The organism is Collimonas fungivorans Ter331 (assembly GCF_000221045.1).
Taxonomy (GTDB): Bacteria; Pseudomonadota; Gammaproteobacteria; order Burkholderiales; family Burkholderiaceae_D; genus Collimonas; species Collimonas fungivorans_A.
In genome coordinates this window covers 1,811,534-1,825,093 of record NC_015856.1, presented here as the reverse complement: position 1 = coordinate 1,825,093, position 13,560 = coordinate 1,811,534, and the positions used below count along the sequence as shown (strand labels likewise).

The following is a 13,560-nucleotide window of genomic DNA, read 5'->3' as shown; positions in this document are numbered from 1 at the left end:
CATAAAAAACAAGTTCGATGACTCGCATGTTGGGCCAGCTTGGATTATGATTCAAACGATAAATATTAAGAATCAACTTGAATTTTACTAATACACAGAATTTCAATTATCAATTAAGCAAATAACGAGCAATCAATATGCAATCCATCCTGGAATTACGGCACCTGAAAACCCTGCATGCCCTGCGCGAAGCCGGCAACCTGCTGCGCGCGGCGACGCTGCTCAACGTCACCCAGTCGGCGCTGTCGCACCAGATCAAGCAGCTGGAAGACCATCATGGCACCACCTTGTTTGAACGCAAATCGGTGCCCGTGCGGTTTACCCCGGCCGGCGAACGTTTGCTGAAACTGGCGGATGCGGTATTGCCGCAGGTCGCGGAAAGCGAACGCGACCTGGTGCGGCTAGCGCAAGGCGTAGCCGGCCAGTTGCGGATTGCGGTGGAGTGCCATACCTGTTTCGACTGGCTGATGCCGGCCATGGATATCTTCCGCAAGCGCTGGCCGGAAGTGGAACTGGATATCGTCTCAGGCTTCCAGGCCGATCCGGTCGGGCTGTTATATGAGCATCGCGCCGATGTCGCGATCGTGGCGGAAGTCGATCCCGATGAAAAAGTCGATTACCACGCCTTGTTCAGTTTCGAGATCGTGGCGCTGGTGGCGCACGACCACCCGTTGGCGGGCAAGGAATACCTGGTGGCGGAAGATTTCGCCGGCGACACGCTGATTACCTATCCGGTGCCGGACGACATGCTGGATGTGGTGCGCCAGGTATTGAAGCCGGCCGGCATCCAGACCGCGCGCCGCACCACCGAACTGACGGTGGCGATGCTGCAGCTGGTCGCCAGCCGGCGCGGCATCGCTACCTTGCCGATCTGGGCTGCGCAGAATTACCTGACGCGCGACTACGTACTGGCCAAGCGGATCACCGCCGCCGGCCTGACCGGGCGGCTGTATGCCGCCTGCCTGCCGGAAATGTCGCAGCAATCGTACCTGGCCGACTTTGTCAGCACCACGCGCGAGAGCTGCTACCTCAATTTGCTGAGCGTGGAACTGCTTTGACGGCTGCTAGCGGTCGCATTGCAGGTAGCCGTTGATATTGGCGATGCTGCCGCTCCTGCAGGAACGCACTGAGATGGAAGACCGTATCCTGCGGTTGTCGCTACCGCCACAGGTTGCTTCCAGCACGCCGCCTCGCATCCGCATCTCGGAGCAAGACTGGAGGTAACTCCCCGGCGGCAAGTCGCGGCTGGAGCCGCCGTAGTCGCCACGTCCACCGCCGCCCATGCACTGCAGGTTGCCGTTGATGTTTTCAAAACTGCCGCTGCGGCAGGACGACAGCGGGATCGCTGTTCTTCTGCCGCCATTGTCGCCGCCGCAAGTGGCTTCCAGCATGCCGCGCCGGACCACGATATCGCGGCAGGAATCGCGGTAGCTGCCGGGCGGCGTCCAATTGTCGCGGTCGCCATATCGATCGCCATAACGATCGTCATTGCGGTCGCCGTACGAAGGAGAATCTCCGTATCCGCCATAAGCGACAACAGGCGCATCGCCATAGTAACCAGGCGCGGCAGATGGATATTGGGGATAACCGTCGTCATACGGGCTTGCGGCACAGGCGGCGAACGAACCGCAGCAGGCAATCAGGCCCAACATGGATTTGATTTTCATTTTTTTCTCCATTCAATGAAACGTTTTGTATATCTGTAATTGTACTTCGACAGAACAGGACTCTTAACGTTTCTTGCGGACGTCCGACTGCGAAATATCTTCCCGTTTCCCTCCTTCGCCGGCAATCCAGCGCCGCGCCACCCTGTAAGAAATGACAGCTATTTGAGCATTGGGAATGCAGGTATGTTGCCGCATGGCATTCATTTTGTAACAATACGTAACTTTAGTCACGTATTTGATTTGTGAAAGTCATCGCCGCCGTCCTGGTGGTCAACGGCTCCTTGTACGTGTTGTACACGCTGAATCAATCGTAATTGCCGCAAGCAATCCAGCGTGCGAATCGATCGGGCCGGGAACCGCCCTGGACTGCCGGTAGTGTTTTTGTTCGCGAAGTATCTGGTCAAACTTATGAAATATCCACGCATCCATTTAAAGAGAGTGAGATAACATGAAGCCAGTATTACGTCACGTCGAAGGCCCTTTATTTCTGTCGCTACTGCTAGCCGCAAGTTCAAGCGCCATCGCAGCCGACCGCATTGATCTTGAAAGCTACACGCCGCAGGCAGCTGCAGCAAAACAAGCCGGACCTGGCCCGATAACCGCGCAAGCCTTTCTCGGCCTGACCGCCGATGAATTGAAACCGCTGCGCAGCCAGAACTACGCCAACGGCAAGGTCGTCACCCGTTACCAGCAATATTTCCAGGGCGTGCCGCTGTGGGACCAGGCGATTGTCGAACAGCGCAGCGCCAGCCAGGCGCAGCCAGCCATGTCCGGCAGCCTGATCCGCAATATCGAGAACGACCTGCCCAGCGCCAAACCTGTCTATGCCGCGACTGACGTGCTGCTGCAAGCCAAATCGATCGCCCGCGCCGCGGTGACCGAGAACGAGCAAGCCAAATTGTATGTCCAGCTCGGCAGCAATAACGTGGCGCAGCTGATCTATGTGGTGTCCTTCGTCAACAAGAGCGCAGCGAAACCAAGCCGTCCGTATTTCATCATTGACGCCAACACCGGCGCCATCCTGAAAAAATGGGAAGGCATCACCCATTACGAAGCCAGCGGTCCCGGCGGCAACGCCAAGACCGGCCAATACGAGTACCAGCCCGGCGGAAAATACGGCCCGCTGATTGTCGACAGCAACTGCAACATGATCACCACCAATGTGATCACCGTCGATTTGCAGAATGGCACCAGCGGTACCACGCCCTTCCATTTCACCTGCCCGCGCAATACCTACAAGGCTGTCAACGGCGCGTTTTCGCCGCTGAACGACGCCCACTACTTCGGCAACGTGGTGTTCAACATGTACCGCGACTGGCTCAGCCTGCGCCCTATCAGCCAGACCCTGTACATGAAGGTCCACTACGGCAACAGCTATGAAAACGCTTTCTGGGACGGCAGCGCCATGAATTTCGGCGACGGCGCTTCCACCTTCTATCCCCTGGTGGCGCTGGACGTCTCCGGCCATGAAGTCAGCCACGGCTTCACCGAGCAGAATTCCGGCCTGGTGTACAGCGGCATGTCGGGCGGCATGAACGAAGCCTTTTCCGACATGGCCGGCGAAGCTTCCGAAAACTACATGAAGGGCAGCAACGACTTCCTGGTCGGCACGGAAATCTTCAAGGCCACCGGCGCGCTGCGCTACATGGCCAATCCGACCCAGGACGGCCGCTCGATCGACAACGCCAAGAACTACACCAGCAGCCTCGACGTCCACTACAGCAGCGGCGTGTACAACAAGGCGTTCTACCTGCTGGCGACCACCGCCGGCTGGAGCACCCGCAAGGCGTTCGAAGTGATGGCCGACGCCAACCACCTGTACTGGACCGCCAACAGCACCTTTAACCAGGGCGCTTGCGGTGTCGAGAAAGCCGCCACCAGCCGCGGCTACGTGGTGGCCGACGTTACCGCTGCATTCAAGGCGGTGGGCGTCAGCTGCAGCACCAGCAGCGGCAACGTGCTGGTCAAGGGCGTGCCGGTCACAGGCATCTCGCTTGCCACCGGCGCCAGCAACGTGTACAGCATCACGGTGCCGGCCGGCGCCAGGAACCTGAGCTTCCAGTTGTCCGGCGGCAGCGGTGACGGCGACATCTACGTCAAGTGGAACGCCACGCCGACCACCAGTTCCTATGACGGCAAATCGGAAGGCGGCACCAATTCGGAAAGCGTGACAATCAGCGCACCGAAGGCAGGAACCTATTACCTGCTGCTGAATGCCTACCGCACTGTCAGCAACGCTAGCCTGGTCGCCAACTACCAGTAACCGGCGGACGAACCGAACCGGGCCGCTCGCTTGCTTACGTTTGCATATGGGCGAACGGCCCGGATCCTTGCTTTAATGCAGGATCAGGACCAGTTGGAGGCAGTGGCGGTGTTCTTGAGGATTTCAGCGGCGTTGGCCGCTATCGAACGATTGTAGCGCGACAAATGCGGCGCCAGCGTAGTGAGCGCAAGGCACGCTGCTTCGACCGCCCGTCCCTGGACCAGGTACGTCAAAGCGAGGGTCGCTCGCGTTTCGTCGTACAGCGCCAAACCATAACCCGCTTCTGCATAGCGCTCGAGTTGCGCCTTGACCAGCCGTTCGCTTTCCTCCAGCCGCCCAAGAATGCGCAAGGTGCTGGCAAGCTGTATGGTTGCCCGCGCCTGGCGATAGGGATCGAGCCCATGGCTTGCCAAGGCGGCCCGGTACAGCGGCTCCGCCGCCGATTCCAACCCGGCCGTATCGCGCGCGCAAGCCCGCTCGAACAAAGCCAGAGGATCGTCTGCAGGCCGCTCGGCAGCCAGCAGGTCGATGCGGCTGACCAGCTCTTCCGGCGTCACCGAGTCAACCTGCTTCCAGAGCGCAGCGACACGCGCCTCCCAATCGGGCATGCCGTCGCTCATTGCCTGATGGCCGCCAGCGCGTTGCGCATGTCATGTTTCAGGTCGTCGATGTTTTCCACCCCGACCGACAGCCGTACCAGCGCATCGCTGATGCCGAGCTTGGCCCGGTGTTCCGCCGGAATGGTGGCGTGGGTCATGATGGCAGGATGCTCGATCAGGCTTTCCACCCCGCCCAGGCTCTCCGCCAGCGCAAAGATCTCGCAGCGTTCCAGGAAGCGCCTGGCGCCGGCCAGGTCGGTGTCGAGCTCGACCGAGATGATGCCGCCGTAACCTTGCATCTGGCGCTGCGCCAGTTCGTGCTGGGGATGCGAAGCCAGGCCCGGATAATGGACCCGTTTTACCAGCGGCTGGCTTTCCAGCCAGCTGGCCAGTTCCAGCCCGTTTTCGCAATGGCGCTGGACCCGCAGCGCCAGCGTCTTGACGCCGCGCAAAGCCAAGAAGCTGTCGAACGGCCCGGCGATGGCGCCCACCGCATTCTGCAGGAAAGCCAGGCGCTCGCGCCATTCCGCCTGGCGCGCTTCGCGGCCGACCACGGCGATGCCGCCGATGATGTCGGAATGGCCGTTCAGGTATTTGGTGGTGGAATGCAGCACGACATCGAAGCCGAAAGTGAGCGGCTGCTGCACCATCGGGCTGGCGAAAGTATTGTCGGCGACGGCGATGATGCCGCGCTCGCGGCAGATCTTGGCGATCGCTTCCAGGTCGGCCAGCTTCAGCATCGGGTTGGTCGGCGTCTCGACCCAGACCATCTTGGTTTCCGGCCGTATCGCCGCCAGCAGATTGGCCGGGTCGACCAGGTTGACGAAGCTGAAGGACAAGCCGGCGCTGCGCTTGCGCACCTTGTCGAACAGGCGGTAAGTACCGCCGTACAGGTCATCGCCGGCGACCACGTGGGCTCCGCTGTCCAGCAACTCCAGCACGGTGGCCGCGGCAGCCATGCCGGAGGCAAAGGCAAAACCTTGCGAGCCCTGTTCCAGGTCGGCCACGCAGCGCTCCAGCGCCCAGCGCGTCGGGTTGTGCGAGCGGCCGTAGTCGAGCCCCTTGTTGACGCCTGGACTCTGCTGCACGAACGTCGAGGTGGCGTAGATCGGCGGCATGATGGCGCCGGTGGTGGGATCGGGGCTTTGCCCGGCGTGGATCACGCGCGTGGCGAAATGCAGGTCGGACGGCTGGCCGCTATCCTTGTTGTTGCTCATGAAAGGCTCCTTCGAAGATGGTTGAGTAGATCGAAACGGGTAATCAGGCCGTAGAAGCGGTCGCCGTCGGCAATGATGGCGACCAGGCCGCGGGCCAGGGTGCTGCGTAGCGCATCGACGCTTGCGGTCGGCGCCAGTTTTTCTATCGCGCTGGTCATGGTGCTGCTTACCGGCTGGCTGAAATGGGCAGCGTCGGCGGCGACTTTCAGCAGCAAATCGGATTCATCAATGATCCCGATTACTTGCCGCTCCGCGCCGTCGATCACCGGCAGCTGCGAAATCTCGGCGCTGCGCATGCGGTTGAACGCGGTCATCAAGGTGTCGCCCGGCGCCACGCTGATGACGCCGCCTTCTTCGTAGCGGCGGCCGATGATGTCGCGCAGGTCGCCCACGGTCTCGCGCTTGAGCAAGCCCTGGTCGTGCATCCAGTTGTCGTTGTAGACCTTGGACAGGTAACGCGTGCCGGTATCGCAGACGATGGTGACGACCCGCTTGGGCTGGCTCTGTTCACGGCAATAACGGAGCGCCGCCGCCAGCAACGTGCCGGTGGAAGAACCGCCAAGGATGCCCTCGGCGCGCACCAGTTCGCGTGCGCTGCTGAAGCTTTCTTCGTCGCTGATCGTATAAGTGTGTTTGACGCCGGACAGGTCGGCGATGGACGGCACAAAATCCTCGCCGATGCCCTCCACTGCCCAGGAACCCGGGGTCGATTCTATTTTTCCGGTATTGATGTATTCGGCCAGGATGGAACCCTTGGGATCGGCCAGCACAAACTCCAGCGCTGGCTGCGCCTTGCGGAAAAACTGCGTCAGGCCGGTAAGCGTGCCGGCCGAGCCGACGCCGCAGACGATGGCGTCGAGCTTGTGCCCGCACTGTTCCCAGATCTCGGGGGCAGTGCTTTGTTCATGCGCCAGCGGATTGCTGGGATTGTTGAACTGGTCGGCATAAAAGGTGCCCGGCATTTCGCGCGCCAGGCGCGCGGCATAATCCTGGTAATACTCCGGATGGCCTTTGCCGACGTCCGAGCGCGTGATATGGATTTCGGCGCCCAGCGCTTTCAGGTGCTGTATTTTTTCTCCCGACATCTTGTCCGGCACCACCAGGATCACGCGGTAACCCTTGGCGCAAGCCACCAGCGCCAGGCCCAGGCCGGTATTGCCGGCGGTAGCTTCGATCACGACGCCGCCGGCCTGCAGGCGGCCATCGCGTTCAGCCGCTTCTATCATGGACAAGCCGATGCGGTCCTTGATGGAGCCGCCAGGGTTTTGCGATTCCAGCTTGAGAAACAGCTGGCAGCGGCCGGTGTCCAGCCGCGTCACTTCTATCAATGGGGTATTGCCGATCAGGTCCAGCACCGCTGGGCGGCTCGATAAGTTCATGGGCAGGCCTTCCTGTTAGAAAATCGACAGCATTCGCCGTCTGCTTCAATCAAGTTGATCGACCTATCTTATCAGTTCTTCACTGTAACATTTTGGTGCAAGGAAACGGTACGACGAAAAAAAACCGGCCGGATGCAAACATCGCATCCGGCCGGCCTGGCAGCTTACAAAGCTTTTAGAACTTGTAGGTGCCGGTTATGTAGAACTGGCGTCCCAGCGGATCGGTGTAACGGGCATCGTATCCCACCTGGTTGCCGCCGCCCGCTGTCACCAGCGACAAAGGCGGAGTGCGGGCAAACAGGTTCTTGATGCCGCCGGTGAACTCCAGGCCCTTCTTGACCGTCATCTTGGTTTGCCAGTCGAACGTGGTGTAAGACGCCACCTCGTGGTTAGGCATGGCGACGAAAGCGCCGTAGGAACCGTCAGGATTGACGATGCGGACCGTGGCGTCGTCGGCCGTATAGGTCTGGTCGTGATAGCCGGAACGATAGTTGGCGGTCAAGGTGTGGGTCCAGGTATCCGACTGTTTCCACGATCCTGCCAGGCGCGAAATCACGCGGAACACCACGTTCTGGTCGGCGCCGTATTTACCCAGGCTGCTCTGGGTGCCGGTGCCCGGGAAGTCCTGTTCGGCTTTGAGCATGTAGGTGCCGGTCCATTGCAGGCTCATGTCGCCGATCGGGGTCTTGGTCTTGAAGCTGTGGTCCCAGTCTATGCCCTGGTATTTGGCGCTGGCCAGGTTGACCGGGGTCTGCAGGAAGGCGATTGTCTGCGATCCCTGGATCGGGTCGTTGAACAAGGTGAACAGGTTGGAATAAGCGGCTGGATTGGCGAACGCGATATTTTCCTGCAGGATGCTGATCTGGTTCTTGATGCTGACGGTCCACAGGTCGAAACCGATCGACAGGTTGCGTATCGGTTCAAGACGGAAGCCGACCGTGCTCTGCTTCGAGGTTTCCGGCTTCAGGCCGCTGGAGCCGGAAAGCTGGTTGCCGCCTTGCAGCACGTCATACTGGGTCACACCCTGGCAGCCGGCAGCCCTTGGATCGGGCGCCGACACCGGGCATGGGTGCTGTTGCGCGGTATTGCCGCTGAACTGGATCGGCGAAGTGATCTGCGACAGGGTCGGCGCCTTGAAGCCGGTGCCGTAGGAACCGCGCAGCAGCAAGGACTCGACCGGCTGCCAGCGGGCAGAAATCTTGTAGGTGGATTTGCTGGCGGAATTGCCCTGGGTCGCGGAACCGAGCGGATTGCCGGCGTTGTCGAAGTTCGCATCGTTTTTCGCAGCGTCGTAGCTGTCGTAACGCAGCGCCGCCGTGACGTCCAGGTTCTTCATGACCGGCACCAGCATTTCGGCAAACGTCCCGTAGTTCATCCGGCTCGCCGAAAACGGCAAGGCGCCGGCGTTGCCGCCGATGATGGAATCGGTAAAGTTCGGCTGCAGCGCGTTGGTGCTTTGCAAAATCGCGCTAGGACTGTCGGTATGCTGCTCCTTGGTCGCTTCCACGCCCAGGCCGATTTGCGACATGCCGCCCGGCGCCTTGAACAGGTCGTGGGAAGCATGCGCGTTGATGATGTCGAGCTTGGAGGTCGCCTGATCCAGCGTCTGGTGCAATACGGCCGGCGCCAGCGCGGCTACCCCGGATCCCGACGGCGCGAACGGATCAAAACCGCCGGCGGCGACGATATTCTGGAACGTATTGTTGCTGAGATAGCCGTTGATCGCCTTGTCGTAGAACTTGTTTTGCGAATGGGTGTAGGACGCGTTGTAGTCCCAGCCCAGCGCATTGCCGTCCACGCCGAACGCCAGGTGCAGGGCGTCGGTGCGGTACTCATCGGTGCGGCCGCCGGCATCCACCAGGCGCAGGTTCATCACCGCGCCGTTGATGTTTGCAGGATTTTCTCCCAACTGCGCCAGGTAAGGCGTCACGTATTTGGCGTACAGGGGGCTGTTCAGCGACAGCGCCAAAGGCTGGGCGGACGGCGCATATTGCGGCGTAATGGAATAACGCGAAGCGACAGCCTCGGCAAACAGGTTGGTGGCGCTGTTGAGCTTCAGGTTGCCCGATACGACAAAACTGTCGCGCTGCGATTCCGGTATCAGCTCGACCGTCGCCGCATAGTTGAATTTACAATAATTCCCGGCCTGGAAAGTATTCGGTCCGCAAGTGCCGTTTTTCAGGAAGTCCGGCGAAAACTGGGTCGGATCGGAACCGTCGGCATGGCGCAATGAAACGCCGCCCGGAGCGGTATAGCTGCTCAGCTGGTAGAGCGAATAATTCTGGCCGCCGACGCTGAACGGCACCACGCCGCTGCTGGCAAACCCGCGTTGTCCCGCGACCAGGTTTTTTTGCTCGTCGTGGCTGTATGCCAGCAGCACGTTGTAGCCGTCTTTATCAAGGTCGCCGAAACCCTTGGAGATGCCGACGTTAAAGCTCTTGCCGCCGGCCTTGGTCGGCGCATTGTAGGTCGCAGTGATGGTCGCTTCGGTGGAATTCTTCTTGAGAATGAAGTTGACCACGCCGGCGATCGCGTCGGAGCCGTATAGCGCGGAAGCGCCGTCGGTCAGGATTTCAACCCGCTCTACCGCCGCCAGCGGGATGCTGGCCAGGTTGACCGCATAGTCGTTGTGGGAGATTGCCGATTTGGCGATGCGCCGCCCGTTCAGCAGCACCAGGGTGTAACCGGAGCCGATGCCATGGATGGAAGCTGTCTCGACGCCGCCGCCGTTGCCGTTGACCGAACTCGATTGCGGGATGAATCCCTGCATCGCCGGCAAGGCCTGGATCAGGTCGGCGACGCTGTTGGCGCCGCTCTTGGCGATGTCTTCCTGGGTCAGCGTCTGCACCGGCAAAGCGCCTTCCTTGGTGATCCGCTTGATCGACGAGCCTGTGATTTCAACGCGTTGCATCTGTTGTGGCGCGTCGTCGGTCCTGGTCTCCTGCGCATGCACCGATTGCGCCAGCAAGCCGAATCCGACGGCGACGCCGCCGGAAAACATCAGTCGCAGCGAACGTTGCAGCCTTTTTTCTTTCATCATAACCACACTCCCCATGGGTAAGTAACAGAGTAGAAATCTCATTTTTTTAACGGATACAACCATTTGTTAATCGCCTTTTGGGCGATGCATCGGACACCGTTGCACCAATTTCTGGCGCAAAGATTTCTTTTGCGGCAATCATCTCCAGCAGAAATTTCTCGTATTGCCTCAGGCAATTACAATCCGAAACATTTCCGGAGAAACACTAAGCAACAAATATGCCACTCGGAAATATTGACGTTAAGCCATGCAGACCCGCTTGCCGCTTGGCTTCGCGTCGATATTTCCATATAGAAATATCTGCAAGCATGGAGAATGAAGGAATCTGCGGCGTACAACAATGTGCAGTTTGGGAATAGGACTTTTGCGCTGGCGGAACAAATCAGCGCAGGACGGGCAGCCGGAAGATGAACAACGGTTCAGGCTTGGGACCGGATAAACGCCAGCGGCTTACTCAGGCAGCCTTGACGGCGCGCCCAGGATAGGAAACGGGAAAAGCACCGAGAACACCGTGCCGCCAGCCGTCGCCGGCTCGACCATGATCCGGGCGCCATGGTCCTTGGCGATGTCGCGCACGATCGCCAATCCGAGGCCGTTGCCGGCAACGCTGTCGTCTAGGCGGCGGAAGCGGTTGAAGATCAGTTCCTGCTCGGAAGGCTTGATCCCGGGACCGGAATCTTCCACCGAGAAAATGCCGCCGTCCTTGCCATGCAGCGAACTGACTGTCACCTTGCCGCCTTGGGGAGAATAGCGGATGGCATTGTCGATCAGGTTGTCGATCAGATCGCGCAGCAGGAAATGATCGCCCATCACGCGCGTCGGCTGCAGGTTGAAGCCAAGGTCGATATTCTTCCGGTGCGCCTGCTCGACAAAATGCTGGATCGATTCTTCCACCAACCGGTTCAGCTCGACCACCCGCAAGCGCTCCTTCTCGAACTTGGCCGGTTCGGCGCGCGCCAGCGTCAGCAGCTGGTTGGTCTGGCGGATCATGCGTTCGGTCGACGACGTCATCAGCGCGATCGAATGCGCGCTCTCCGGTTCGCCGGCGTGCTTCTGCCGCAGCCATTCGAGCTGGGTACGGAAGCCGGCCAGCGGCGTCCGCAGCTGGTGCGCCATGTTGGCAAGAAAATTCTGCTGCGCCTTGGCGTCCTGCTGCACCTTGTCCAGCAGGCGGTTGATGGCGGTCACCACCGGGCTCAGTTCGAGCGGCACATGACGCTGGTCCAGCGCAGACAAGTCGTCGTCGCTGCGCGCCTCGAGGTCGGCCGTCATTTTTTTCAGCGGCAGCAATCCCCTGCCGAGCGCCAGCCAGATGACGATCGCCAGCAGCAGCGCCAGCCCCGCTTCCAGCCACACCAGTCCCGTCAAGATACTGGTCTGGTCGAAAGCAATCCGGCCCGGACTCCCGGCCAGCCAATAAGCCAGGCCGGCGCCGGCCAGGTTGACCATCAGCAGCGGGAGCAGCAGCCATTTCAGCAGCCTGACTCGGATGCTGGTCATGCTTCTGTTTTTTCCAGCATGTAGCCGAAACCGCGGATGGTGCGGATCTCGATGCCGGCATCGGCGATTTTCAAGCGGATCCTGGATATGTACACCTCCACCGCGTTCAGCGTCAGCTCCGCGCCCCAGGGCAGGATGGCGTCGATGATCTGCTGCCGCGATACGACGCGCGACGCCTGCTGCAGCAGGTATTCAAGCACTGCCCATTCACGCACCGACAGCTCGATCGCCTTGCCGTTGATTTTTGCGCGCCGTGAGGAGGTGTTCAGCGACAGTCCGCCCAAGTGCATCTCCAGCGGCTGCGGCGCACTGCGGCGCAACAGCGCGCGCACCCTGGCCACCAGCTCCTGGGTGGCAAACGGTTTCACCAGGTAATCGTCGGCCCCCAGCTCCAGGCCGTAGACCCGGTCCTGCACCGAATCGCGCGCGGTCAGCAGCAGCACCGGGATGTGGCTGCCGCGCGCGCGCAGGCGGCGGATCACTTCAAAGCCGTCCATGCCCGGCAAGCCGATATCCAGCACTACCACCGAAATTTCCGTGCGCTGCAGCAGCGCATCGGCGTCGTTGCCGTTCCGTACCACGTCGACCACCATGCCGTGGCCTTTGAAGATGCGCAGGATGCCGTCCGCCAGCACCGAATCGTCTTCCACCAAAAGAATATGCACTTGATTTCCTTAGCTGCAACGGTTGCTTACAATTAAGCCGCTGATTTTAATAAGGATGCAGCTGTTTCAGCATTTATTTTTGCAATCTCGATGGCGAAAAACGATAACGGTGCAACCGGGCTATCAGACCGGCAGCGGATTGCGCTCCGTGAAGCCGCGCTGGTGCCAGTACGGATAGGCCACGGTCACCGCGCTGGCGGCGTCCAGCCTGGCGACCTGCTCGGCGCTCAGGTTCCAGCCGATGGCGCCCAGGTTCTGCAGCAGCTGCTCCTCGTTGCGGGCGCCGATCACCACGGTGGCGACAGTCGGCCGTTGCAACAGCCAGTTCAGCGCGATCTGCGGGATGGTCTTGCCGGTTTCCGCAGCGATTTCCTTTAATGCGTCCACCACCCGGTATAACAGCTCATCCGCCACCGGCGGCCCCATGTCCGCGGTCTTGTGCAGGCGGCTTTGCTCCGGCAGCGGCTGGCCGCGCTGGATCTTGCCGGTCAGGCGGCCCCAGCCCAGGGGGCTCCAGACCACGGCGCCGACGCCCTGGTCGAGGCCCAGCGGCATCAGTTCCGATTCATAGTCGCGGCCGATCAGCGAATAATAGGTCTGGTTGGCGACATATCTCGGGTAGCCGTAGCGGTCAGCCGTCGCCAGCGATTTCATCAGGTGCCAGCCGGAGAAATTCGACACGCCGGCATAACGGATCTTGCCGGCGCGCACCAAGTCGTCCAGCGTCGACAGCACTTCTTCGACCGGGGTCAGGGCATCGAATCCGTGCAGCTGGAACAGATCGATGTAGTCGGTGCCGAGGCGCTTGAGCGCGGCGTCGCAAGCCCGGATCAGGTGGAAGCGGGAAGAGCCGACCGCATTCGGTCCCTCGCCGGTGCGGAAGGTTGCCTTGGTCGACAGCAGCACGCGGTCGCGCCGGCCCTTGATCGCTTCGCCCAGCACCGATTCGGCTACGCCGTCGGAGTAGATGTCCGCGCTGTCGAACATGGTCAGGCCGGCATCGAGGCAAATGTCGACCAGCCGCCTGGCGTCGGCGACATCGGTATTGCCCCACGCGCCAAAAAAATCGCCTTTGCCGCCAAACGTGCCGGTGCCGAAACTGAGCGCCGGCACCTTGAATCCGGATGCTCCTAAACGTCGGTATTCCATGATGAGCCTTTCGTTTAAAGAAATGGGATAAAGCAGGAGGAACTGGTCAGGTAATCATATCCCGTAATGCCTATCCCGACT

General features: G+C 60.5%; 10 protein-coding genes. 2 read left to right on the top strand and 8 right to left on the bottom strand.

From position 1 onward, the window contains the following. Window positions 1–137 precede the first annotated feature (137 nt). Complete coding sequence (locus CFU_RS07985) at window positions 138–1,058, top strand: LysR family transcriptional regulator (protein WP_014005528.1); 921 nt, start codon at window positions 138–140, stop codon at window positions 1,056–1,058. A 6-nt stretch (window positions 1,059–1,064) separates the two neighbouring features. Here CFU_RS07985 and CFU_RS07980 read toward each other — a convergent pair whose 3' ends face one another. Next, a complete protein-coding gene (locus tag CFU_RS07980; RefSeq protein ID WP_041741520.1) occupies window positions 1,065–1,667 on the bottom strand; it encodes a CVNH domain-containing protein in 603 nt (200 codons plus the stop codon). Between the two features lie 448 nt (window positions 1,668–2,115). On the opposite strand from CFU_RS07980, the gene CFU_RS07975 reads away from it, so the two are divergent. Further along, window positions 2,116–3,930, top strand: a complete 1,815-nt coding sequence (locus tag CFU_RS07975; protein WP_014005526.1) for a M4 family metallopeptidase — start codon at window positions 2,116–2,118, stop codon at window positions 3,928–3,930. Between the two features lie 83 nt (window positions 3,931–4,013). On the opposite strand, the gene CFU_RS07970 is transcribed toward CFU_RS07975, so the two are convergent. The 7 genes from CFU_RS07970 to CFU_RS07940 form a co-directional block, all read right to left on the bottom strand. Then, on the bottom strand, window positions 4,014–4,538 hold the full coding sequence (locus tag CFU_RS07970; RefSeq protein ID WP_041743131.1) for a tetratricopeptide repeat protein: 525 nt from the start codon (window positions 4,536–4,538) through the stop codon (window positions 4,014–4,016). An 8-nt stretch (window positions 4,539–4,546) separates the two neighbouring features. Then, a complete protein-coding gene (locus tag CFU_RS07965; RefSeq protein ID WP_014005524.1) occupies window positions 4,547–5,746 on the bottom strand; it encodes a trans-sulfuration enzyme family protein in 1,200 nt (399 codons plus the stop codon). Continuing rightward, complete coding sequence (locus CFU_RS07960; protein WP_014005523.1) at window positions 5,743–7,125, bottom strand: pyridoxal-phosphate dependent enzyme; 1,383 nt, start codon at window positions 7,123–7,125, stop codon at window positions 5,743–5,745. Before CFU_RS07960 ends, CFU_RS07965 begins: the two co-directional genes overlap by 4 nt. A 175-nt stretch (window positions 7,126–7,300) precedes the next feature. Further along, window positions 7,301–10,165, bottom strand: coding sequence for a TonB-dependent receptor domain-containing protein (locus CFU_RS07955; RefSeq protein ID WP_041741518.1), 2,865 nt, complete (start codon window positions 10,163–10,165; stop codon window positions 7,301–7,303). Window positions 10,166–10,615: 450 nt separating this feature from the next. Beyond that, window positions 10,616–11,665: a sensor histidine kinase gene (locus tag CFU_RS07950; protein ID WP_014005521.1), complete on the bottom strand. Its 1,050-nt coding sequence runs from the start codon at window positions 11,663–11,665 to the stop codon at window positions 10,616–10,618. Continuing rightward, a complete protein-coding gene (locus tag CFU_RS07945) occupies window positions 11,662–12,330 on the bottom strand; it encodes a response regulator transcription factor (protein WP_014005520.1) in 669 nt (222 codons plus the stop codon). Before CFU_RS07945 ends, CFU_RS07950 begins: the two co-directional genes overlap by 4 nt. Before the next feature lie 123 nt (window positions 12,331–12,453). Continuing rightward, entirely contained in the window at window positions 12,454–13,479 is a 1,026-nt protein-coding gene (locus CFU_RS07940; RefSeq protein WP_014005519.1) for an aldo/keto reductase, read from the bottom strand. Window positions 13,480–13,560 lie beyond the last annotated feature (81 nt).